The 24,021-nt window shown below is 62.4% G+C and carries 20 protein-coding genes; 10 read left to right on the top strand and 10 right to left on the bottom strand.

Features of this window, described 5'->3' with window-relative positions; genetic code table 11:
* Positions 1-128 precede the first annotated feature (128 nt).
* From tpx to FH041_RS05320, 4 genes are all read right to left on the bottom strand, one after another.
* Positions 129-629 (bottom strand): thiol peroxidase, encoded by a 501-nt coding sequence (tpx, locus tag FH041_RS05335; protein WP_027914864.1) that lies wholly within the window; start codon positions 627-629, stop codon positions 129-131.
* Positions 630-782: 153 nt separating this feature from the next.
* Entirely contained in the window at positions 783-2,063 is a 1,281-nt protein-coding gene (locus FH041_RS05330) for a serine/threonine transporter (RefSeq protein WP_027914863.1), read from the bottom strand.
* 312 nt (positions 2,064-2,375) lie between these two features.
* Positions 2,376-3,572, bottom strand: coding sequence for an amino acid aminotransferase (locus tag FH041_RS05325; protein WP_027914862.1), 1,197 nt, complete (start codon positions 3,570-3,572; stop codon positions 2,376-2,378).
* Positions 3,573-3,719: 147 nt separating this feature from the next.
* On the bottom strand, positions 3,720-4,745 hold the full coding sequence (locus FH041_RS05320; RefSeq protein WP_027914861.1) for an Ldh family oxidoreductase: 1,026 nt from the start codon (positions 4,743-4,745) through the stop codon (positions 3,720-3,722).
* A gap of 428 nt (positions 4,746-5,173) precedes the next feature.
* Here FH041_RS05320 and FH041_RS05315 point away from each other — a divergent pair, with 428 nt between their 5' ends.
* From FH041_RS05315 to FH041_RS05295, 5 genes are all read left to right on the top strand, one after another.
* Positions 5,174-5,983: a gamma-glutamyl-gamma-aminobutyrate hydrolase family protein gene (locus tag FH041_RS05315; RefSeq protein WP_104926273.1), complete on the top strand. Its 810-nt coding sequence runs from the start codon at positions 5,174-5,176 to the stop codon at positions 5,981-5,983.
* Positions 5,984-6,269: 286 nt separating this feature from the next.
* Positions 6,270-7,181: a 5-dehydro-4-deoxyglucarate dehydratase gene (gene kdgD, locus FH041_RS05310; protein WP_027914859.1), complete on the top strand. Its 912-nt coding sequence runs from the start codon at positions 6,270-6,272 to the stop codon at positions 7,179-7,181.
* 102 nt (positions 7,182-7,283) lie between these two features.
* Positions 7,284-8,648 carry an MFS transporter gene (locus FH041_RS05305; protein WP_111475637.1) on the top strand — a complete coding sequence of 455 codons (1,365 nt, stop codon included), beginning with the start codon at positions 7,284-7,286 and terminating at the stop codon, positions 8,646-8,648.
* Between the two features lie 76 nt (positions 8,649-8,724).
* On the top strand, positions 8,725-10,278 hold the full coding sequence (gene garD, locus FH041_RS05300) for a galactarate dehydratase (protein ID WP_059183957.1): 1,554 nt from the start codon (positions 8,725-8,727) through the stop codon (positions 10,276-10,278).
* 23 nt (positions 10,279-10,301) lie between these two features.
* Complete coding sequence (locus FH041_RS05295; protein ID WP_049695877.1) at positions 10,302-11,894, top strand: aldehyde dehydrogenase (NADP(+)); 1,593 nt, start codon at positions 10,302-10,304, stop codon at positions 11,892-11,894.
* Between the two features lie 45 nt (positions 11,895-11,939).
* Here the strand turns inward: FH041_RS05295 and FH041_RS05290 are convergent, their stop codons facing one another.
* Entirely contained in the window at positions 11,940-12,689 is a 750-nt protein-coding gene (locus FH041_RS05290) for a FadR/GntR family transcriptional regulator (RefSeq protein WP_027914855.1), read from the bottom strand.
* Positions 12,690-12,827: 138 nt separating this feature from the next.
* On the opposite strand from FH041_RS05290, the gene FH041_RS05285 reads away from it, so the two are divergent.
* Both FH041_RS05285 and FH041_RS05280 read left to right on the top strand, forming a co-directional pair.
* Positions 12,828-13,478 (top strand): DUF998 domain-containing protein, encoded by a 651-nt coding sequence (locus FH041_RS05285; RefSeq protein ID WP_049695875.1) that lies wholly within the window; start codon positions 12,828-12,830, stop codon positions 13,476-13,478.
* 74 nt (positions 13,479-13,552) lie between these two features.
* Complete coding sequence (locus FH041_RS05280) at positions 13,553-13,882, top strand: hypothetical protein (protein WP_027914853.1); 330 nt, start codon at positions 13,553-13,555, stop codon at positions 13,880-13,882.
* Positions 13,883-13,992: 110 nt separating this feature from the next.
* Here the strand turns inward: FH041_RS05280 and FH041_RS05275 are convergent, their stop codons facing one another.
* The gene (locus tag FH041_RS05275) at positions 13,993-15,207 is read right to left on the bottom strand and encodes a YeeE/YedE family protein (protein ID WP_027914852.1); all 1,215 of its coding nucleotides are present in this window, start codon (positions 15,205-15,207) and stop codon (positions 13,993-13,995) included.
* A 134-nt stretch (positions 15,208-15,341) separates the two neighbouring features.
* On the opposite strand from FH041_RS05275, the gene FH041_RS05270 reads away from it, so the two are divergent.
* Positions 15,342-16,250 carry a LysR family transcriptional regulator gene (locus FH041_RS05270; RefSeq protein ID WP_049695873.1) on the top strand — a complete coding sequence of 303 codons (909 nt, stop codon included), beginning with the start codon at positions 15,342-15,344 and terminating at the stop codon, positions 16,248-16,250.
* On the opposite strand, the gene FH041_RS05265 is transcribed toward FH041_RS05270, so the two are convergent.
* The 4 genes from FH041_RS05265 to FH041_RS05250 form a co-directional block, all read right to left on the bottom strand.
* Complete coding sequence (locus FH041_RS05265; protein WP_027914850.1) at positions 16,235-16,768, bottom strand: DMT family transporter; 534 nt, start codon at positions 16,766-16,768, stop codon at positions 16,235-16,237. The genes FH041_RS05270 and FH041_RS05265 overlap by 16 nt on opposite strands.
* 188 nt (positions 16,769-16,956) lie before the next feature.
* The gene (locus FH041_RS05260) at positions 16,957-18,246 is read right to left on the bottom strand and encodes a sorbosone dehydrogenase family protein (protein ID WP_027914849.1); all 1,290 of its coding nucleotides are present in this window, start codon (positions 18,244-18,246) and stop codon (positions 16,957-16,959) included.
* Positions 18,243-18,671 (bottom strand): DUF2231 domain-containing protein, encoded by a 429-nt coding sequence (locus FH041_RS05255; protein ID WP_027914848.1) that lies wholly within the window; start codon positions 18,669-18,671, stop codon positions 18,243-18,245. The genes FH041_RS05260 and FH041_RS05255 overlap by 4 nt, the downstream gene beginning before the upstream one ends.
* A gap of 194 nt (positions 18,672-18,865) precedes the next feature.
* Complete coding sequence (locus tag FH041_RS05250) at positions 18,866-21,052, bottom strand: OsmC domain/YcaO domain-containing protein (protein WP_088523435.1); 2,187 nt, start codon at positions 21,050-21,052, stop codon at positions 18,866-18,868.
* A 263-nt stretch (positions 21,053-21,315) separates the two neighbouring features.
* Between FH041_RS05250 and FH041_RS05245 the strand changes: the two genes are divergently transcribed.
* Both FH041_RS05245 and FH041_RS05240 read left to right on the top strand, forming a co-directional pair.
* The gene (locus tag FH041_RS05245) at positions 21,316-21,771 is read left to right on the top strand and encodes a (2Fe-2S)-binding protein (protein ID WP_027914846.1); all 456 of its coding nucleotides are present in this window, start codon (positions 21,316-21,318) and stop codon (positions 21,769-21,771) included.
* Positions 21,771-24,011, top strand: a complete 2,241-nt coding sequence (locus FH041_RS05240) for a molybdopterin cofactor-binding domain-containing protein (RefSeq protein ID WP_140174236.1) — start codon at positions 21,771-21,773, stop codon at positions 24,009-24,011. Before FH041_RS05245 ends, FH041_RS05240 begins: the two co-directional genes overlap by 1 nt.
* The last annotated feature ends 10 nt before the right edge of the window (positions 24,012-24,021 follow it).

Genomic DNA, 24,021 nt, shown 5'->3' with positions numbered 1-24,021 from the left:
TACCTTTGCCTGACGTTGCCAAGACCCTGAACTTTAAACGAAAACGGCCCGGAAAAGCGTTCCGGGCCGTTACAGGGTATAGCTTGGAGCAATGGGCAGGAGGAAGGTTCGATCCCTGCCCGGCGCCGTCACTTCAACGCGGCAAGGGCGGCGTCGTAGTTGGGCTCGTCGGCGATTTCAGCGACCAGCTCGCTGTGCAGCACCTTGTCGTGCTCGTCCAGTACCACGACGGCGCGGGCAGCCAGGCCTGCCAATGGGCCGTCGGCGATGGCAACACCGTACTGCTCAAGGAACTCACGGCCACGCAAGGTGGAGAGGTTCTTGACGTTTTCCAGGCCTTCGGCACCGCAGAAGCGAGCCTGGGCGAATGGCAGGTCGGCGGAAACGCACAGTACGACGGTGTTGGCCAGCTCGTTGGCCTGGGCATTGAACTTGCGCACAGACGTGGCGCAGGTAGGCGTATCGACACTTGGGAAGATGTTCAGCACCTTGCGCTTGCCGGCGAAGTCATTGAGCGACTTGTCGGCCAGCCCCTCGCCTACCAGGGAGAACGCCGGCGCCTGAGCACCGACCTGTGGCAGCGAGCCATTGACTTGGACGGGGTTGCCTTTGAGAGTCACTTGAGCCATGACAAAATCCTTGATCTTGGGTTGGGAAAAGGATCAAGAGTTAACCATGAAGGCCAGCATGTGCCTATGGGGCAACGTGAATTTGTTGGCGGTGAAGCATTGGCCCGCCCCGGCGCACGTACCGAGCACCGGGGCGGGCCTGCAGCTGGGCGCTTAAGCCAACAGGCCGTAGACGACCGAAGTCAGGGCGACCAGGCCGATCACGGTGACGAACACGTTCGACAGCGCCCCGCTGTACTTGCGCATTGCCGGCACGCGACGGATGGCATACATGGGCATCAGGAACAGCAATACCGCGATGATCGGGCCGCCGAGAGACTCGATCATGCCCAGGATGCTGGGGTTGAGCGTGGCAACGATCCAGCACACCACCAGCATCAGCGCCGCCACCACGCGGTCCAGGGCCTTGGCACCCGGGCGCGCGCCGGTCTTGGCGATGATGCCCTTGAGACCCTCGCTGGCGCCGATGTAGTGGCCCAGGAATGACTTGGCGATGGCGACGAAGGCGATCAAGGGCGCGGCGAAGGCGATGGTCGGGTTGCTGAAATGGTTGGCCAGGTACGACAGGATCGACAGGTTCTGCGCCTTGGCTTCGGCCAGCTGCGTGCTGTCGAGGGTCAGCACGCAACTGAAGACGAAGAACAGCACCATGGCCACCATCAGCAGGTGCGCACGCGCCAGAATCTGGCCGCTGCGGGCGTCTGCATGATCGCCATAGCGGCGTTTCTGGTCGACCGCGAAGGCCGAGATGATGGGTGAATGGTTGAACGAGAACACCATCACCGGGATGGCCAGCCATACCGTGTGCAGGAAGGCCGAACCGCTGGGCACGGTGTGGACGCTGTCGAGAATGCCGCCGGTCCAGTGCGGAACCAGGTACAGGCCCAGCAGCGCCAGGGCCACGATGAACGGATAGACCAACAGGCTCATGACCTTGACGGTGGCCTGTTCGCCGCAGCGTACGATTGCAAGCAGGCCCAGGATCAGCACGAACGACAGCAGTGCACGGGGTGGAGGCGCCATGTGCAACTGGTGCTCCATGAAACTGCTGACCGTATTAGTCAGGGCCACGCTGTAAATGAGCAGAATGGGGAAGATGGCGAAGAAGTACAGGACCGTGATCACGGCGCCTGCCTTGATGCCGAAGTGTTGTTCGACCACGTCGGTGATGTCTGCCCCTTCGCGCCCCGAGAGCACGAACCGGGTCAACCCGCGGTGGGCGTAGTACGTCATCGGGAAAGCCAGCGCCGCCAGCACCAGCAATGGCCAGAACCCGCCAAGCCCGGCATTGATCGGCAGGAAAAGCGTACCTGCGCCAATGGCGGTGCCAAACAGGCCGAGCATCCAGGTGGTGTCCTGACGGGACCATTTGCCGAGGGTACCGGCGGTCGTTTCTTCGTAACGCTGTTCTACGCTTGAGGCCTGCTCATTCATCCGGGTGACGCTCCACTCGCAAGACTGCAACAGGCTGAGAATGACGAAGCGTTGGCTGCGCCCTACTCAACCGGAAAAAGAGGGGCGCGATTGTGCACGGAAAGGTTGCACTTGCGAAGCCTTTTTCGGAGGGGCGGTTGCACTTGTCTGTACAAGCGGTAGGTGCAGCCGGGCTGCTCAGCACGCTCCGCGTGCAGAAGGTCTTGACTGGCACAGGCGTCCTTGCGGGCAGGACACGGATAAAGAATGACGATGGCCGAAGCCGCAGGGCGGCCTCGGCCATCGTCGTTGCATAACGTTAAGCGTGGGCGCTTACTGATGCACAGCCGCGAATGCCTCGGCAACACGCTGCAGGTTTGCCGGCCGCAGGCCTGACATGCACACGCGCCCACTGTCGATCAGGTAGACGCCAAACTCATCGCGCAAGCGGCGCACCTGCTCCACGCTGAAGCCTGTGTAACTGAACATGCCCCGCTGACGCAGCAGGAACTGGAAATCACGCCCCGGCAGCAACACGCCCAACGCATCGACCAGCGCTTGGCGCATGTCCAGAATGCGAGTGCGCATGACTTCCACTTCCGCAGCCCACTGGGCATTGAGGACGGGATCGTTGAGCACGCCTGCGACCAGTTGGGCACCGAAGTTGGGTGGGCTGGAATAGTTACGGCGCACGGTGGCCTTGAGTTGGCCAAGCACGCTCTGCGCCGTGGCCGCATCGTCGCAGACCACCGACAGGCCGCCCACACGCTCCCCATACAGGGAGAAGATCTTGGAGAACGAGTTGCTGACCAGGCACGGCACGCCTGCGCTGGCCATTTCGCGGATGGCGAACACGTCTTCGACCAGCCCTTGGGCAAAGCCTTGGTAGGCGATGTCCAGGAAGGCGATCAACTGACGGGCCTTGACCACCTCCACCACCTGCTGCCACTGGCCCTGGTCCAGATCGGCACCTGTCGGGTTGTGGCAGCAGGGGTGCAGCAGCACCACACTGTTGGCAGGCAAGGTGTGCAACGTGGCAAGCATACCTTCGAAGTCCACGCCACGGGTGGCCTGGTCGAAGTACGGGTAGGTGTTCACCGTGAAGCCCGCACCCTCGAAGATGGCGCGATGGTTGTCCCAGGTGGGGTTGCTGACCCAGACTTGCGCCTGCGGGAAATAACGTTTCAGGAAGTCGGCACCGACCTTCAGGGCTCCGGAACCACCGACGGTCTGCACCGTTGCCACGCGACCGTCGGCAACCGCCGGGTGGTCGGCCCCGAACAGCAGGGCCTGAATGGCCTGACGGTAACTGGCAAGGCCTTCCATGGGCAGGTACAGCGAAGCATCGTGATCCTGACCTGCGATGCGCTTTTCCACTGCATCCACTGCAGCGAGCTGCGGCACTACTCCGGCTTCGTCGTAGTAAAGGCCGATGCTCAGGTTGACCTTGTCGGCGCGTGGATCGGCCTTGAAGGTTTCCATCAACGAGAGGATCGGGTCGCCGGCGTAGGCTTCGACATGTTTGAACACAGCGTGCAGCTCCTTGGGATCAGGACGAGTCAAAAAGGCAGCCAAGAGCATACCCGTACTGGCTGAGAATGGGCACCAACTATCGTGCAAGGGGTATATGCAACCCTGCATGATCGGGTAAGGGCCGCCTACCCTGCCCTGCGGCGATCAGATGAGCAGATCGCGCAGCGCCTGCAGGGTACTGATGCCGATTGCCACCCCTTCGCGCTGCGCCCGTTCACGCTCCAGGTGCCGCCGGGCACCTGGCATGCGACTGACGCCGGCCGCCTCCATCTGCTCGAGTAGCAGGCGGCTGCGCTGGGCGAACCGTTGCCCTTGTGCGATCTGTGGATCGATGACGATCAGCAACTGCCCGGTCCACGGCGTCTTGGCCCCGGGATGGCCAGACCAGTCGAACTCCCACGAAAAATGCCCACCCGTGAGTGCTGCCGCCAACAATTCCACCATCATCGACAAGGCTGAGCCCTTGTGCTCGCCGAACGGAAGCAGAGCACCGCCGTCCAGGATCTTGGCCGGGTCCTGAGTCACCTGGCCCTGCCCGTCCACGCCCACCCCCAGGGCCACGGGCTCCCCGGCACGGGCAGCCAGTTGCACATCGCCATGGGCCATCGCACTGGTGGCCATGTCGAACACGATGGGTGGATGCCCTTCGCAAGGCGCAGCGAAGGCGATCGGGTTGGTCCCGAACACCGGCTTGCGCGCACCGTGCGGTACGACGCATGTCATGCTGTTGACCACGCTCAGGGCAACCAGGCCCTGTTCGGCGAACGGCTCCACATCCGGCCACAATGCGGCGAAATGATGGGAATTGTGGATGGCCAGCACTGCGATCCCAGCGGCGCGTGCCTTGGCCACCAACACGTCCCGGGCAGCCGCCAATGCGGGCTGCGCAAAACCACCCCGTGCATCGACACTGATATAACCGGCCGCCAGATCACTGACCTCGGGAGTAGCCTTGCCATCCACCCAACCGCTGGCCAAGGTCGACACGTAGCCAGGCATGCGGAACACGCCATGGCTATGCGCGCCATCACGCTCGGCGCTGGCACAGTTGGCGGCCAGTACCCGAGCAACTGCCGGCGTACAGCCATGACGTTCGAAGATCGACTCAAGCAGGGCTTTGAGCTCAGCAAAGGGAACATGGGTGACGGGCTCGCTGCTAGGGATGGCCATCAAAATATCCTTCTTCTGATCATGGAGGGATGTGCTGCACCGCAACAGCTCGGAAGACTAACCCACGCCTGCTGGCAGGGCCACGTGATCCGGTCGAGTCACCTGCCAAGCATCAGCCTGTAGCCCCTGGAACCGTTGGAACATTGCGCCGCTGCAATGAGTCGACTGCGTCGTTAAGTATTATTGACCATCGCCCTAGCCAAACCCGCGCCGCCACTGCCTTTCAGCCCGCCAGGCCCCGTGATTGGGGCCCAGAGGCCTGCTGCGGTCGTTTGACATATCGAACGGCTCTGGCAATCTAACACCAAGTCCCGACCGGCATCGTCGACGCCGACGAGTCGGCAGTGCTCGGGGCCTCAGGTTGCACCAGCGCCGCGCGCCGTGCACCTGCACAACAACGACAGGTTCAACCTGTCCCAAGGTGACATATGTCCAACAGCAACATTGGCAACAAGCAACCTTCCCTGCGCAAACCCATCGTTCTGATGACCATGGGCACCCAAGAGCGCAAAGGCCATGACTACCAGGTCATGACCCACAAATACATCACCCCGCTGGTCGATTTCGCCGATTGCGTCCCGGTCCTGGTGCCCACCTGCTGTGGCACCGAGGCGCTGGAGACCTACTTGGACATGGCCGACGGCGTGTACCTGACGGGCGCGGGCAGCAACATCGACCCAGCGCTGTATGGCCAGGAGAACGAAACCCCAGGCAAAGGCCAGGACAGGAACCGTGACCTGTTCGACATTCCGCTGGTCAAGGCGGCGATCAAGCGCGGCCTACCCATCTTCGGCGTGTGTCGGGGCATGCAGGAAATCAACGTGGCGCTGGGCGGGGACATCTACCAGAAGGTGTACGCCGAGCCTGGTTTCAATGATCACCGTGAAAACCCCGAAGACCCTGTCGAGGTGCAGTACGCTCAGGCTCACAGCGTGAAGATCAAGCCAGGCAGCTGGCTGCGCGACACCCTTGGCACGGACGAAATTCGCGTCAACTCCCTGCATGGCCAAGGCTTGCGCAACCTGGGCAAGGGCATCGAAGCCATTGCCCACGCCGAAGACGGGTTGGTCGAGGCCATCCATGCCCCGGGCCTTTCGTCTTTCCTGTTTGCCGTTCAATGGCACCCGGAGTGGCAAGCTGCCAAGAATCCTGACTCGATCAAGCTCTTCCAGGCCTTTGGCGATGCGTGCCGAGCGCAGGTTCGCAAGGCACAGGGCAAGCCTCAACAGGCGGCCTGATCACCCGCACACAGGCGAGTAATTAAGCATGGGGCGGCGCAAGGCCGCCTCATTCGTTTGTAAAGCGACTACCCATCCCAGAGATACGATGACCCGACAGCAGACACAACTGTCTAAGGCCGCTTTCTGCGCGCCACCATCCATCCATAGCGCGCCATTAATGCAATCCCTCATCACCTAAACCGAAAAAAAAATCCAGAGGGGACTGTTCTTGAGTTAGGTTGTACGATAACTTACCTCATACAAACCGCACCGCTCCCACCCAAGTGTCTGGATGCCTATAACAATGAACCCACAAGAACTGAAATCCATCCTCTCCCACGGCTTGCTGTCATTTCCTGTCACCGACTTCACTGCGCAGGGCGATTTCAATCAGGCTGGCTACATCAAACGCCTGGAATGGTTGGCCCCATACGGCGCGAGTGCGCTGTTCGCCGCCGGGGGTACGGGCGAGTTCTTCTCCCTGGCTGCCAGCGAATACAGCCAGGTCATCAAGACAGCGGTGGACACATGCGCCACGTCGGTACCTATCCTGGCGGGCGTAGGTGGTGCAACCCGCCAGGCCATCGAGTATGCGCAGCAAGCCGAGCGCCTGGGGGCCAAGGGCCTTCTGTTGCTGCCGCACTACCTCACCGAAGCCAGCCAGGATGGCGTCGCTGCCCATGTAGAGGCCGTGTGCAAGTCGGTCAACATCGGCGTAGTGGTCTATAACCGCAACGTCTGTCGCCTCAATGCCACCTTGCTCGAACAACTGGCCGAGCGTTGCCCGAACCTGATCGGCTACAAGGACGGTCTGGGTGACATTGAACTGATGGTGTCGATCCGTCGCCGCCTGGGTGAGCGTTTCAGTTACCTGGGCGGGCTGCCGACTGCCGAAGTCTATGCTGCAGCGTACAAAGCGCTGGGTGTGCCGGTGTATTCATCGGCGGTATTCAACTTCATCCCCAAGACGGCCATGGACTTCTACCACGCCATTGCCCGGGACGATCACGCCACCGTAGCCAAGTTGATCGACGACTTCTTCCTGCCCTACCTGGAAATTCGTAACCGCAAGGCCGGTTACGCCGTCAGCATCGTCAAGGCGGGTGCCCGCATTGCCGGCCATGACGCAGGCCCGGTTCGTGCACCGCTGACCGACCTGAACCCCGAGGAGTATGAAATGCTTGCCGCCCTGATGGACAAGATGGGGCCGCAGTAAACCCTCGCGGCGCCTGCCAGCGCCGCCCCCGGAGTGGGCCCGCCCTACTCCGGCACAATTCGAAGACCCCGCACAACAATAACTAGTGGGAGTACTACCAGCATGCAAGCGACGAAGAAAACGCATGTGCGCTACCTGATCCTGTTCATGCTGTTCGTGGTGACCACGATCAACTACGCCGACCGCGCAACCATCGCCATCGCAGGGTCGAGCCTGCAAAAAGACCTAGGGATCGACGCCGTCACCCTGGGCTACATCTTCTCGGCCTTCGGCTGGGCCTATGTGGCCGGACAGATTCCCGGCGGATGGTTGCTGGATCGCTTCGGCTCAAAAAACGTCTATGCATTCAGCATCTTCACCTGGTCACTGTTCACCTTGCTGCAAGGCTTCGTCGGCGGCCTGCCGGTGGCCTGGGCAGTCGTCACTTTGTTCACCCTGCGTTTTCTGGTCGGCTTTGCCGAAGCGCCGTCGTTCCCCGGCAACGCCCGGATCGTCGCCGCCTGGTTTCCGACCCAGGAGCGAGGCACGGCCTCGGCGATCTTCAACTCGGCGCAGTATTTCGCCACCGCCCTGTTCGCGCCCCTGATGGGCTGGATCGTGTTCAGTTTCGGTTGGGAGCATGTGTTCGTGGTCATGGGCGTGCTGGGCATCCTCTTTTCGATGGTATGGCTCAAGACCATCTACAACCCACGCCAGCACCCGCGTATCAGCCCCGCCGAGCTTGAACACATCGAGCAAAACGGCGGCTTGGTGGACATGGACCACAAGCGCGGCAACCACGGGCCCAAGTGGGGCTACATCAAGCAATTGCTGACCAGCCGCATGCTCCTGGGTGTGTACCTTGGCCAGTACTGCATCAACGCCATCACCTACTTCTTCCTGACCTGGTTCCCGGTGTACCTGGTGCAGGAACGGGGCATGACCATCCTCAAGGCAGGGTTCATCGCTTCGCTGCCGGCTATCTGTGGCTTCATCGGTGGGGTACTGGGCGGCGTGATCTCGGACTGGTTGCTGCGCCGCGGCAATTCGTTGACCTTCTCGCGCAAACTGCCAATCGTGTGCGGCCTGATGTTGTCCACCACCATGGTGTTCTGCAACTACGTCGATGCCGAATGGATGGTAGTAGGCTTCATGACCCTCGCGTTCTTCGGCAAAGGCATTGGTGCGTTGGGCTGGGCAGTGGTGGCCGACACCTCGCCCAAGCAGATCGCAGGCCTGTCCGGCGGGTTGTTCAATACCTTCGGCAACATCGCCTCGATCACAACCCCTATCGTGATCGGCTACATCATCAGCGCCACCGGCTCGTTCAAGTGGGCGCTGGTCTATGTGGGCGCCAATGCGCTGGTGGCAGTACTGAGCTATCTGGTGATCGTCGGTCCGATCAAGCGCATCGAGCTGCGCGATGAGACGCCTGAGCCCAAACCAGCGCCTGTGGCGGATGCCCAGCTTGCCAGCCCGCGTCATTGAATGAGCACGTGCGCACTGCCCGCCAGTGCGCACGCACGTAAAAAAAGCCTGAGAACCTGAACAATAGGGCCCGAACATGCAGCTGATCGAACATTCCGAATCGCCGCGCTACATCCGTCTTCACGATGATGACAATGTGGTGGTAGTGGTCAACGACGGCGGCCTGGGCGAAGGGGCCCGGTTCGCCGATGGGCTTACCTTGGTAGAAGACGTGCCCCAGAGCCACAAGGTGGCCACCGTGCCCATCGCCAAGGGCCAAGCGGTACGGCGCTATGGACAGGTGATCGGCTATGCCCTGGAGGACCTGCGCCAAGGCAGCTGGGTGCAGGAGGGTCAGCTGGCCATGCCCGCCCCACCCGAGCTGGACGATTTGCCACGCTGCGATGCAGTTCCCCAGCCGAAACCACCGCTGCTGGGTCATACCTTCGAAGGCTATCGCAATGCCGACGGTACGGTCGGCACCCGCAACATCCTGGGTATCACTACCACCGTGCAATGCGTCACCGGGGTGCTGGAGCATGCCGTCAAGCGCATTCGCAATGAGCTGCTGCCGCGCTATCCGAATGTTGACGATGTGGTGGCCCTCACTCACAGCTACGGCTGCGGCGTGGCCATCAATGCCCGCGATGCCTATATCCCCATCCGTACCGTGCGCAACCTGGCGCGCAACCCTAACCTGGGTGGCGAAGCGCTGGTCATCAGCCTGGGCTGTGAAAAGCTGCAGGCCAGCCAAGTGATGCACGAAGACGACCTGTCGGTCGACCTCAGCGAGCCCTGGCTGTACCGTCTGCAGGACGCAAGCCTGGGCTTCACGGAAATGATCGAGCAGATCATGGCCCTGGCCGAAACCCGCCTGAAAAAACTCGACAAGCGCAGGCGTGAGACTGTGCCGGCCAGTGAGCTGATCCTGGGCATGCAGTGCGGCGGCAGCGATGCCTTCTCCGGCATCACCGCCAACCCGGCGCTTGGCTACGCGGCAGACTTGCTCGTGCGGGCCGGTGCAACAGTGCTGTTCTCGGAAGTGACCGAGGTACGCGACGCCATCTACATGCTCACCTCCCGCGCACAGGATCCGCAGGTGGCCGATGCGCTGGTACGCGAAATGGACTGGTACGACCGCTACCTGCACCAGGGCGCTGCCGACCGCAGCGCCAACACCACCCCAGGCAACAAGAAAGGCGGTTTGTCGAACATTGTCGAGAAAGCATTGGGCTCAATCGTCAAGTCCGGCAGCGGCGCCATTCAAGGTGTGCTCGGGCCGGGGGAACGGGTGAATGGCAAGGGGCTCATCTTCTGTGCCACACCTGCCAGCGACTTCGTCTGCGGCACCCTGCAACTGGCCGCCGGGATGAACCTGCATGTGTTCACCACCGGCCGAGGTACGCCATACGGCCTGGCAATGGCGCCGGTGGTGAAGGTATGCACCCGCACCGAGCTGGCGCAGCGCTGGCCGGACCTGATCGACATCGACGCCGGGCGCATCGCCACGGGCCGCAGCACCATCGAAGCGCTGGGCTGGGAGCTGTTCCATTACTACCTGGACGTGGCCAGCGGGCGCAAGCACACCTGGGCTGAGCAACACCGCCTGCACAACGACATCACCCTGTTCAATCCCGCACCCATTACCTGATCCTTTTTTCTGAGGAGTTCCAGATGCCAGAGATTCTTGGCCACAACTTCATCGCCGGCCAGCGCAGCGCCGCCGGCACCCAGCGCCTGCAAAGCTTGGATGCCACTACCGGTGAGCCCCTGCCCTATGGCTTCGTACAAGCCACCGAGAGCGAAGTGGACGAGGCGGCCGAAGCCGCACAGGCCGCTTTCGCAGTGTTTCGTCAGTTGGCACCGGCACGGCGCGCCGAATTTCTGGAGGCCATTGCCGCAGAGCTCGATGCGCTCGACGATGACTTCGTGGCGATCGTCTGCCGTGAAACCGCATTACCAGCAGCCAGGATCCAGGGTGAGCGCGGCAGGACCAGCGGTCAGATGCGCCTGTTTGCACAGGTGCTGCGCCGAGGCGACTATCTGGGTGCGCGTATCGACCTGGCGCAGCCAGACCGTCAGCCGCTGCCGCGCGTGGACCTGCGGCAGATGCGCATCGGCGTTGGACCTGTAGCGGTGTTCGGCGCGAGCAACTTCCCCCTGGCCTTCTCTACCGCCGGTGGTGACACCGCCGCTGCACTGGCTGCCGGTTGCCCGGTGGTATTCAAAGCGCACAGCGGCCACATGGCTACCGCCGACCTGGTCGGTTGTGCCATCGAACGCGCGGCCGCCCGTACCGGCATGCCCAAAGGCGTGTTCAACATGGTGTTCGGGGCAGGCGTGGGTGAGCCATTGGTCAAGCATCCGGCCATCCAGGCGGTGGGCTTCACCGGCTCGCTCAAAGGTGGCGATGCCCTGTGCCGCATGGCCGCCGAGCGCCCCCAGCCGATCCCGGTGTTTGCCGAAATGTCGAGCATCAACCCGGTGATCGTCCTGCCTGGGGCGCTGGCCAAGCGCGGCGAAGCGATTGCGCGTGAACTGGCAGGCTCCGTATGCCTGGGGGCTGGACAGTTCTGCACCAACCCGGGGTTGGTGATAGGGCTGCAATCGCCCGCTTACACCCAACTGCTCAAGAACTTGGGCAGCCATCTTGATCAACAGGCTGGCCAGACCATGCTCAATGCAGGTGGCCTGCGAAGCTACGCCAGTGGGCTGGATCATCTTCACGCCCATGACGGTATCGTGCACCTGGCCGGCCAGCCGCAGACAGGCCCGCAGGCACGTGCACAGCTGTTCGAGGCCGAGGCCCGCCTGCTGGTGGAGTCTGACCCGCTTTTGCAGGAAGAAGTCTTCGGCCCGACGACGGTAGCGGTGCAAGCGCGCGACGAGGTACAACTGCGCAGCGCCCTGCAGGGCCTGAGAGGCCAACTGACCGCGACGCTGATCGGCGAGCCTGAAGACTTTGCTGCGTTCGCCTGGTTGGTACCGCTGCTGGAGGAAAAGGTCGGCCGCATCCTGGTGAACGGCTACCCCACCGGGGTGGAGGTATGCGATGCCATGGTCCACGGCGGCCCGTACCCCGCCACCTCGGACGCTCGGGGCACGTCTGTCGGCACGTTGGCCATCGACCGATTCCTACGGCCGGTGTGCTATCAGAACTACCCGCAGGCGCTGCTGCCAGAGCCGCTGCGCGACAGCAACCCGCTGGGGTTGCGCCGGCTGGTGAATGGCCAGTGGAGTGATAAAGCGATCGAAGGACAATCTTGAGTCATTAGCCGTGATGAGGGACACCAGGAGGCTGGGGCGATGGTGTCACGCCCCGCTCACCTGTGCCCGCTCATGCGCCTGGCGCAGCCGTTCCCGGCTGTTGCTCAGGTGCATGCGCATGGCCATTTTCGCCCCTTCGCTGTCCTGACGTGCAATGGCCTCATAGATCGCTTCGTGCTCATGCATCAGCCTGCTCATGTAATGGGGCTGGTCGTCGTGGGCCAAGCGGGCAGAATTGAGGCGGGTTCGAGGGATGATGCTGGTGCCCAGGTGGTTGATGATGTCGGCGAAATAGTGATTACCGCTGGCCTGGGCGATGCGCAGGTGGAATTGAAAGTCCGCGGACACTGCATCGGTAGCATGAGCTGCCCCTTCATTGAGCTCATCGAGGGCCGCGCGCATCCCAGCCAGCTCTTCATCGCTGCGTCGCTGCGCGGCAAGGCTGGCCGACTCGATCTCAAGGGCGATGCGCAGCTCCAGTACCGCGAGTACTTCGCGCAGCGTCACCACCGTGGCCGGGTCGATGCGCAGCCCCCCAACCGGTGGAGCGTCCAGCACGAAGGTACCGATACCATGACGGGTTTCCACCTGCCCGGCGGCTTGCAAGCGCGAGATCGCCTCTCGCACGACCGTGCGGCTGACCCCTTCCTCGGCCATGATCTGCGATTCGGTCGGCAGCTTGTCACCGCGCTTGAGTTGACCACTGCGAATGCGTTCGGTCAGCACCGTGACCAGTTCCTGGGCCAGGCTGCGCGGCTTGCGCCTGGCCCGAGCCGGTGGTTGTAGATCTGACATGCCCTGTGCTTCACCTTGAAAGACAGCTGTCATGATAGCAGGCAGTTGTACGATCACATACGGCTGCCACGTTATTGGTGCTGGTGCTATCACGACACCGTTTGTTAAGGTCCGGGCTTTCCATGGAAGGATGTCTGCATGAAACTGCTCGACCGAGCACTGCTGAGCTGTGGCTTGCTCATTCCATTTTGGCTGGCTCTGGGCGTTTCGCTGACGGCCATGGCCTACCCCGGCTACGATCATCTGCAATTGGCAATGAGCCAGCTTGGCGCCGTCGGCGCCCCAACCCATGGCCTCTCCCCGCTGGTGAACAATTTCCCACTAGCGCTCTTGTTCGCCTTGTTCGCCTGGGGCATTGCGCGGCGCTGGCGCGGCTCCCGGCTGGCCATGGTCAGTGCGGTACTGTTGCTACTGCACGCCGTTGGCAGCTTGGGCACGGGTTGGTTCGCCTGCGACCAGGGCTGCGCGCCTGACCAGCCTTCCACGTCGCAGCAGTTGCACGACCTGTCAGGGCTGTTGATGTTCTTGTCCTTGACCCTCGCCAGTGGCCTGTGGGTCTGGCTCGGCGCTCGCGTCGCGGACTCTCGCGCCCTGGCGGTCACCTCGCTGGTATGTACCCTTTGGGCAATCATCACCATCGGGTTCATGGGCCAAGCCATGCAAAGCGGCGAGTTGTTCGGGCTTTACCAGCGGCTTAATTATGGCGTGGGGGTGGTTTGGGTAGCGGCTATCGCCGGGTACAGCCTGCGTGAACAGGCCAGCACAGGCGCCAAGGCTGCGCTGGCCTGAAGGCAAACTGCTGGCCCCTGGCTACGGAGGGAGGAGGCAAACTTCTTTCTCCTTCAAGCGCTTAGGACAGGAACATGCGAGTCATTCTAGCAATTACAACGGGCTGCCTGCTGGCGACGGTAGGTCTCAGCGCCAGCGCGCGATCGTTGACTCAGAACGATCGCCAAGCCTGCACGTGGGGTGCCCAGATTGCAGCCCAGGCCCAACAAGCCAAGTTGTCTGGCGTGACGCTCTATACCGCGCGCAAGAAGCTGCAGGCCCGCAAGTTTGCCAAGCCGTGGATGCGCATGACAGCCTTCGGCATCACCGAGCAAACCTATAACAGCCGCTCGCGGCTCTCACCGGCTGCCATCGGCAAAACCTACCATGAACAATGTGTACAGCATGCTGTGGCACGTAGATAGCTATTTAAATCAGATAGTTACGAACTATATTTGATGTTAACTATCAGTCCAGCAGCCCCCAACCTAACGTTGATTGGCCGAGTCGTTAACCACCCGGCCAGCCCCTTGCCTTAACAGCCGGTCAAGGTCGTCGCGCGGCGCTCCCCTGCAAAGAACGCAGGGCGTAGCCGTACCCCGACCACGTTGCCCATGTAGGCGGCGATCAGCCATAGCCAGCCGTGCAGGCTCCCCGATGCGATACCGCTGAAATAAGCGCCAATATTGCAGCCGTAGGCCAGGCGAGAACCGTAGCCCAGTAACAGGCCGCCAATGACAGCAGCGATCAGTGACGGCAGCGGGATCTTCAGGCTCGGCGCAAAGCGCCCGGCAAGACCTGCGGCCAGCAGCGCCCCCAGCACGATGCCCAGGTCCATGACGGTGGTTACATCCTGCCAGACTGGCGAGGCCAAGGCCTTGGCATTGGCCGGCGCCTGCCAGAACACCCAGCTGCTTACCTGAACGCCAAGGCTGTCCAGCACCTTTGCGCCCCACAAGGCGAAGGCCGAGGTGATGCCCCAGGGCCGCCCAGCCAGCGCCAGGGTGGCATAGTTGAGCACGGCCAACGCGACGGCACCCCAGACCAACGGCCAGGGGCCCCGTACAAAGCGTTGCAGACCTGCCCGGCCATGCTGCTCAGGCTGTTCAAGCCCACCGTGGCGGCGCTTTTCCAGGTGCACCGTGACCCAGGCGATCAGGCCGAACACGCCCAGGCTCACCAGCAGGGCGGGCACGAGGCCCCATGCCTGCACGATCGAGGTCGCAGGCAATGATGGCAAAGCAAACCACCAGTCGGCGTGGTGCGTGGCGGTCACGGAACCGATGATGAAGAACAGCAGGGTCACCAGCATTCGGGCATTGCCGCCACCAACGGTGAACAAGGTGCCCGACGCGCAGCCGCCCCCCAGCTGCATGCCGATGCCGAAGATGAAAGCCCCGAACACGACGGACACCCCGGCCGGTGCCACAAGCCCTGTCACGGGGTTGCCGAACAGGTTGCCGGCCGCAAGCGCCGGGAAGAACAGCAGTACGGCCAGTGCCAGCATGACCATCTGTGCGCGCAAGCCGGCGCCACGCCGCTCATTGATGAACACGCGCCACGCGGAAGTGAAACCGAAGGCGGCGTGATACAACGTCAGGCCCAGCGCAGCCCCCAGCAGCAGAAGCAGCACCTGCTTGAAGCCTGCGTTGACATCCAGGAACCAGGCGCCAGCCATCAGTAGGCCCAAGGCGACTAGGGGTGCGCCCAGGCGGCGCGGTTCAGGTGAAGCGGTAGCGGAAAGACCCATCGAAATACTCGGAAAAATCGAACAGGTGCGCAGTATAACGGCAACCGCCGGCAAGGTCGTGTTGTGCCGCCAGCGGCACAGGCGCGCATTTGTTAGGCTTGGCCCTGCCCCCTTACGGATCAGACGCCCGGACCATGGATCAATTGCGCAGAATCGACCTGAACCTGCTTCTGGCCCTGCACGCCCTGCTCACCGAGCGGCATGTGACACGCGCTGCCATTCGCCTGCACCGCAGCCAGCCGGCGGTCAGCCATGCGCTGGCACAGCTGCGCGAGCATTTCGATGATCCTTTGCTGGTACGTCAGGGTGGCAAGATGATGCTCACCCCGCGGGCTCAGGCCTTGGCACAGCCGCTGGAACACGCATTGGCGGATCTGGAAGGGCTGCTGAGCACGCCGCAATTCGATGCCACGCAGGCCCGGCGATGCTTTCGGCTCTCGCTGTCGGACTACGCCGCACGGATCATCCTCCCACCTCTGCTACGCCATGTGCGGCGCGTTGCCCCGGGCATCGACCTGGCGGTCAGCCAGGCCAGTCGCGAGGCGATGGTGGCTCAATTGCTCGACGGCGAACTGGATCTGGCACTGGGGGTCTTTCCGGAGCTGCCTCAAGGCATCATCGCCCAGTCATTGTTTGACGATCGCTTCGTAAGCGTGGCTGACCAGCAGACGCTGCCGGCCACGGGCGAACTGAGCCTGAGCCAGTGGTTGGCGCGCCCCCATGTGCTGGTGGCTACGCGCCCCGACGCCTTCGATGAGATTGACCGTGCCCTGGCCTCCCAAGGTCATCGCCGTCACATTGCCCTTGCACTGCCCCATTGGAGCGCAGCCGTGCAAGTGTTGAAAGATACCGACCTGATTCTTACCGTGGCGCGACGGGCCGTTGCCCCGCTGCCTGCCCATGCAGGGGTTCGCGAGTTCATCCCGCCGGTGCCTCTGGACTGCATCGATTACCGGCAAGCCTGGCACAGCCGCAAAGACGGTGACGCAGGGCATCGCTGGCTGCGCGAGACGGTGCTGACGTGCTGTCAGCCGGAGGTCTGATCGTGGCTTGAAGACTGTACTGCGGGCTCGCTTTTGCTGGATGTACTGGTCGCCCATTGACTCTGCACCAGCCACACGCCCGCCAGAATCATAACTAGCCCAAGTACTCGCGCCAGTCCCAGGGGCCTGCCAGGCAGGTTCATGATGGCAAAATGATCAGCAACCACCGCCGTAACGATCTGCCCTGCCACCACCAGCACCAGAAAGCCTGCCGCCCCAAGCCTGGGCGTCAGCGCCGCCGCCCCTGCCACATAAAGGGCGCCCAACACACCGCCGATCCAGAGCCACCAAGGCCCTTGCAAGGCTTTGCCGATGTCCGGCGCAGGGATCCGCATCACCAGCAGCGCTGTGATAACGACCACCGCGCTGACGGCAAGTGACGCAAAAGCGCCCCACAGCCAGTGACCGAGTGCCTTCCCCGCAGCGGCATTGCCAGCTGCTTGAAACGGCAGGACAGCGCCAGCAATCAACGCTAAAACAATGGGTAACAGCACAAATATAAGAGATTTACTGAACATGACCGTTCTCGCTACCAGGACGGAGTTCAGCATGAGGCTATTGATGCCTCGCATGGAAATCGAAAACTGAGATGGAAACTATTCGTATGGCGAATAGCAACCTGGCGCGTCTTCGCCCAGGCACCGCGTGACTCTCACATTGAGTGTCGGCTACAGGGGCAATGTGTCCTGCCCCCGTAGCCGATTCATCAGTTGCGCGTCACCCGCCAGATGGTGTTGGCCAGATCGTCCGCAATGATCAGTGCCCCACGCGGGTCGACGGTCACACCCACCGGCCGCCCACGCGTCTTGCCATCTTCGCCTCTGAAACCGGTGGCGAAATCGATGGGTTCTCCCGCCGGCTTGCCGTTGCTGAATGGCACGAAGATGACCTTGTAGCCGACCGGGTTCGGCCTGTTCCAGCTTCCGTGCTCACCCACGAATACCCCTTCAGCAAAGCCTTGCCCCATGGCGGCCGTGGAGAAGTCGACACCGAGCGCTGCGACATGCGACCCCAGGCTGTAGTCGGGCTTGATCGCGGCAGCCACCTTGTCAGGGTTCTGCGGGCGCACCCGGTCATCGACATTCTGCCCCCAGTAACTGTAAGGCCAGCCGTAGAAGCCGCCTTCACGCACTGAAGTCAGGTAATCGGGAACCAAGTCCGGGCCGAGTTCATCGCGCTCGTTGACCACTGTCCAGAGCTGCCCGGTACCCGGCTGGACGGCCAGTGCAGTGGGGTTGCGCAGCCCAGTGGCGTAGGGGCGATGCGCGCCAGTCTGGGCATCGACTTCCCACACCATCGCACGGTCGATCTCGACCTCAAGCCCCCGCTCGGTGATGTTGCTGTTCGAACCGATGCCCACATAGAGGAAGCGGCCGTCCGGGCTGATGGTCAGTGCCTTGGTCCAGTGATGGTTGATCTCGGCTGGCAGGTCGGTGAGTTTGACCGGTGGGCCGTCGGCCTTGGTCTGGCCGTCGCGGTAGTCGAAGCGCACCAGCGCATCCTGATTGGCCACGTACAACTTGCCATCGGCAAATGCCAGGCCATAGGGCGCATTCAGGTTTTCGGCAAAGACGGTCTGCAGCTCATACTTGCCGTCACCGTCGGCATCGCGCAACAGGGTTAAGCGGTTGCCGCCCTTGACCTGGGTATTGCCCTTGGCCTTGATCTGGCTGGCGATCACATCCTTGGGCTTGAGTTTGGCAGCGCTGCCGCCGCGCCCCTCTGCCACCAGGATGTCGCCGTTGGGCAACACCAGGCTCTGACGCGGGATTTTCAAATCGGTGGCGATGGCGGTGACGCTGAAACCGTCGGGTACGGTCGGCTTTTGCTGACCCCAAGCCACCGGCTCGGCGATCTTCATGCTGGGCAGCAGACCGCGCTGGGGCTCGGGCAGTTTCGGGTCGGGCCCACGGGCCTGGGTAGGGTCACCCTCACCGCCGCAAGCGGCCAGCAACAGCGAAAGGGACAACAAGCTCACAGCGTGCAGCGCTCTCATGCTTCACCTCCCGAACGCAGGTTGCTCAAGCCAAGCCACGCCGTTACCACCGCGAGCACCGTCACGATTACCGACAGTACCAGCCCGGACGGCATCACAGCCCAGGCGTCCTTGGCGTGCTCGAAGGCGTTGACCAACCCAAGCACCCACGTCACCAGCAGCAACAAGAAATAAAGGGTCGGCCGCCCGGCCTTGCGCCGAGCGCTGATCAAGTTGGCCAGGGCGAACAGCAGGGCCAGCCCGCAGAACACCAGGCCCCCTGCGATCAGCCAGGCGGCAAAGTTGCTCCATTGAATCTGGTAGCTGTTGTAGTAGGCAATGTCACTGATCATTGCCCCCAGGAACAGCGGCACGGTGCCCGCCAACAACAACGCATGCAGTGGGCCAGGTCTGCAGCGGTACAGGGTAGGGTCGGATACGGTCACGGTGCCTCCTTTTCGTTCAGTGACCAGGGCCGGCGAGAGACGGCCCACGGGGATACGCAGGGTGCGCCTAGCAAATGAGCACCCTGGCGAGCCGATAGTTCAGCCACGCACCACTGAAATATCCTGCAAGAAATCCCGAACCGCCTCCCTGTGTGGCATGCGCGGCCTATCCAGGCCCGCATGCCTGCAGGACGTCAAGCCAGCCGCGCCCGAGCGGCGTGCAGCTTCTTGTAGCTGTCGATCAGGCGCAAATGGCGATCCAGCCCTTCGAGCTTCATGCTGGTCGGGGTCAGGCCGTAGAAGCGCACGCTACCTTCGATCGAGCCCAGTACCGCATCCATCCGTGGGTTGCCGAACATGCGGCGGAAATTGACTTCGTAGTCGGCCATGTCCAGCTCATCGTCCAACTGCACTTCCAATGCCACGTTAAGCGCCTGGTAGAACAACCCCCGCTCCACGGTATTGTCGTTGAACTGCAAAAACGCCTCGACCAGTTCCTTGGCCTCCTCGAAGCGCTGCACGGCCAGGCAAATGAGCAGTTTGAGCTCGAGGATAGTCAGTTGCCCCCAGACCGTGTTGTCGTCGAATTCGACGCCAATCAGCGTGGTGATGGTGGTGTAGTCGTCGACATCGCAGTTGTCCAGGCGCTTGAGCAGCAGCTTGAGCGAGCGGTTGTCCAGGCGGTGCAGGTTGAGGATGTCGGCGCGGAAGGACAGCGCCCGGTTGGTGTTGTCCCAGATCAGGTCCTCGACCGGGTAGATTTCCGAATAGCCTGGCACCAGAATTCGGCAGGCGATCGCCCCGAGGTTGTCGTACACGGCCATGTAGACTTCTTTGCCAAGGTCTTCGAGGATGCCGAACAAGGTGGCTGCCTCCTGCGCAGTGGCACCTTCGCCCTGGGCAGTGAAATCCCAATCGACGAACTCGAAGTCAGGCTTAGCGCTGAAGAAGCGCCACGACACAACGCCGCTGGAGTCGATGAAGTGCTCGACGAAATTGTTCGGCTCGGTCAGGGCGTGGCTTTCGAACGTGGGCTGCGGCAGGTCGTTCAAACCTTCGAAGCTGCGGCCCTGCAGCAGTTCCGTCAGGCTGCGTTCCAAAGCCACCTCAAGGCTTGGGTGCGCACCGAACGAGGCGAACACACCACCGGTGCGCGGGTTCATCAGGGTCACGCACATCACCGGGAATTCACCGCCCAGCGAGGCATCCTTGACCAGCACCGGGAAGCCCTGTTCTTCCAGCCCCTGGATACCCGCGACGATGGATGGATAGCGCGCCAGCACCTCGTCCGGCACATCTGGCAGGCACAGCTCGCCTTCCAGGATTTCACGCTTGACCGCTCGCTCGAAGATTTCGGACAGGCACTGCACCTGCGCTTCGGCCAGCGTGTTGCCCGCGCTCATGCCGTTGCTCAGGAACAGGTTCTCGATCAGGTTCGATGGGAAGTACACCACTTGCTGGTCCGACTGGCGCACGAACGGCAGTGAGCAGATGCCCCGGGCCGTGTTGCCCGAGTTGGTGTCGTACAGGTGCGAGCCGCGCAGTTCGCCATCGGGGTTGTAGATGGCCAGGCAATGCGCGTCGAGGATTTCGCTGGGCAGGGCATCACGGGGGCCGGGCTTGAACCACTGCTCGTCCGGGTAGTGCACGAACGCCGCATTGGCCAGCTCCTCTCCCCAGAACTGGTCGTTGTAGAAGAAATTACAGTTCAGCCGCTCGATGAATTCGCCCAATGCTGACGCCAGGGCAGCTTCCTTGGTAGCGCCTTTGCCATTGGTGAAGCACATGGGCGACTGCGCATCGCGCACGTGCAGCGACCAGACGTTAGGCACGATATTGCGCCAGGAGGCAATTTCGATCTTCATGCCAAGGTCGGCCAGGATGCCGGACATGTTGGCAATCGTCTGTTCCAGTGGCAGGTCCTTGCCCGGGATGCGCGTGCTGGTTTCGGCCACCGGCATCAGCAGACCCTGGGCATCGGCGTCGAGGTTGTCGACGACCTCGATCACGAATTGCGGACCGGTCTGCACCACCTTCTTGACCGTGCAGCGCTCGATTGAACGCAAGATGCCCTGGCGGTCCTTGTCAGTGATGTCTTCGGGCAATTCGACCTGGATCTTGAACACCTGGTTGTAGCGGTTCTCAGGGTCGACGATGTTGTTCTGCGACAGGCGAATGTTTTCGGTCGCAATACCGCGTGTCTGGCAGTAGAGCTTGACGAAGTAAGCCGCGCACAGCGCCGAAGACGCCAGGAAATAGTCGAACGGCCCAGGGGCCGAACCATCGCCCTTGTAGCGGATCGGTTGATCGGCGATCACCGTGAAGTCGTCGAACTTGGCTTCGAGACGGAGATTGTCGAGAAAATTGACCTTGATTTCCATGCGGGTTTACCGTGACTTTAAGCGTGCAAAACACAATGGTCGGCATTATCCGGTTTTTCACCGCGGAAATCCTCCCCGAAGGTCGTACGCGGCAGCTACAGGCGCACGCTTGCGCATTCCGGGGAAATCCTTGCCTGATCCTCTGCATCTGCACAGCCTGCCGCAGGCAACGGTTCAGCGGTGTGCTAGCGTTTCTGCACGGGGCAACGCATCCCCAACCATCACGACAAGAACAGCGCAGACCGATCACTGGCAGGTGAACCATGGAATTACACATCAACGGCACGACCCACCAGGTCGATGCAGATGCCGACACGCCCTTGCTGTGGGTGATCCGCGACGATCTGGGCATGACCGGCACCAAGTATGGCTGCGGCCTGGCCCAATGCGGGGCCTGCTCGGTGCTGGTCGACGGCGTTGTGGTGCGCGCCTGCGTTACCCCGGTGTCCGGCGTGGTTGGCAGACAGGTATCGACCATCGAGGCGATCGAAGCGGACCCTGTGGGCAAGCGGGTGGTAGCGGCCTGGGTGGAACACCAGGTCGCGCAATGCGGGTATTGCCAGTCCGGTCAGGTGATGGCAGCGACCGCACTGCTCAAGCATACCCCTGCACCCAGCGCCGAGCAGATCGATGCGGCCATGATCAACCTGTGCCGTTGCGGCACTTACAACGCTATCCATGCAGCCATGCATGACTTGGCGCAGGGAGTCAAAGCCTGATGAGCGCTCCTGATCCCGTTGCCGAACTGCATAGGTTGCAAGCTGGCGAAACCGTCAATCTTTCGCGCCGCCGTTTCCTCGTGGGCACGGCCGCAGGCGCATTGGTCCTGGGCTTCGGCCTGCCGACGGGCGTTGCGCGTGTGCAAGCCGCTGCCGATGCGCAGCGAGGCACCCAGGTACCGGCGTTCCTGGAAATCCGACCGAATGGCACGGTTCGTCTGCTCAGTCCGTTCATGGAAGGCGGCCAAGGACCGTTTACCGCCATGGCGCAGATCGTTGGCGAGGAGCTGGATGTGGATCCCGCTCATTTCGTCGTGGACAGCGCCCCACCCGGCCAAGCCTATGTCGTGATGGAAAACGGCATGCGCATCACCGGCGGCAGCATGTCCGTACGCATGAGCTACCCCACCATGCGCCGTCTGGGCGCACTGGCGCGGGCGATGTTGCTGCAGGCCGCCGCGCAGCAACTCGGGGTCGAGATGAGCGAGCTCACCACGACGCCGGGCACCGTAGTACATACCACGTCAGGGCGCACACTCGGTTATGGCGAGCTCGCCAAGCGCGCCATGGACTTGCCGGTCCCCGACCCTGCCACCGTCAAGCTACGAGATCCTGCCCAGTTTCGCTGGATCGGCAAACCGGTTCGGCGGTTGGATGCGTACGACAAGTCCACCGGCAAGGCCTTGTACTGCATCGATATCAGCGTGCCAGGCATGCTTCACGCAGCCGTGCAGCATGCCCCTCGCCTGGGCATGACGGTGGGCCAAGTGCGCAATGAGGCACAGGTGTCTGCCATGAAGGGCGTGCATTCGGTACATCGCCTGCCCGGGGCTGTTGCCGTGGTTGCGCCGCGGTGGTGGCACGCCAAGCGTGCTGTCGAGGCGCTGCAAGTGGAGTGGCTGGAGCCGGCCGCAGACTCCACCGTACGGGCCATGCCGGCTGATTTCTCCAGCGACGGCTGGCTCCAGCACCTGGCCGATGCTACAGGTCCGGCCCGTGATGAGGAAACGGCCGGAGATGTGGCAAGCGCGCTGGACAACGCCGTGACCACTGTAGAAGCCAGCTACCACAACCAGTACCTGAACCATGCCCAGTTGGAACCCCCTTCTGCCATTGCCCGCTTCAATCCCGACGGCACACTGGAGGTCTGGCTGCCCAACCAGGCGCCCGACATGTTCCGCGATGACATTGCCAAGCGCACCGGACTGCCACCCGACCAGATCACGCTGCATTCGCCACTGCTGGGGGGCTTCTTCGGTCGGCACTTCCTGTATGAGTCGGCCAACCCCTACCCGCAGGCCATCGCGCTGGCCAAGGCGGTAGGCCAACCCGTCAAGCTGATCTGGAGCCGCGAGGAAGAGTTCTTGCGCGATGTGCTACGCCCAGTCGCCGCGGTCAAGTTCCGGGCCGGGCTCGATGCCGAAGGCTTGCCGGTGGTCCTGGAAGCGGTCAGCGCCACGGAGGGCCCCACTGAAGCCCTGGCCGGCAAACAAGGTGAAAAGGTAGACCCCACGGCATTGGAGGGGCTATCGGGCAAAGCCTATGCCATTGCCAACAAGCGCATTGCACAGGTGTACGTCAAGGGCCCGGCCATGCTCGGCTATTGGCGGTCGGTGGGTAACTCGCTCAACGATTTCTTCTATGAGTCCTTCCTGGATGAGCTGGCGGACAAAGGGGGCCAGGACCCTCTGGCCCTGCGTCAACACCTGCTGCGAGACAACCCACGCCTGACCCAGTTACTGCAAGCGGTCGTCGAGCTTTCAGGTGGCTGGAAACGCGGGCCTTTCACTGCCGAGGATGGCACGCGGCGGGCCCGGGGCTTGGCGATGGCGTCCCCTTTCGGGTCCGAAGCGGCCGTGATCGCCGAGGTCTCCATCGAAGATGGCCACGTGAAGGTCCACGACATCTGGCAGGCGATCGATCCGGGTAGCATCGTCAACCCGGCCATCATCGAGCACCAGGTCAATGGCGCGGTCGCCTTGGGGTTGTCGCAGACGCTGGTCGAGGAAGCGGTATACGTCGATGGCATGCCGCGTGCGCGCAACTATGACCTGTACCCAATCCTGCCGCCTGCGCGCATGGCCCGGGTGCATGTACGCATCGTTGAAAGCGGCGCGAAGATGGGCGGTATCGGCGAGCCACCTTTGCCCGCGGTAGCACCGGCAGTGGCCAATGCCGTGGCCCAGCTGACCGGACAGCGGGTTCGCAGCCTGCCCATGAGCCGTCATACCTTCAGCTGACCGACAAGGA

It is taken from the genome of Pseudomonas sp. SWI7 (genome assembly GCF_006351945.1).
In the GTDB taxonomy this organism is placed as follows: domain Bacteria; phylum Pseudomonadota; class Gammaproteobacteria; order Pseudomonadales; family Pseudomonadaceae; genus Aquipseudomonas; species Aquipseudomonas fulva.
The sequence above is the reverse complement of the archived record's forward strand: the minus strand, read 5'-3'. Positions and strand labels throughout refer to the sequence as shown.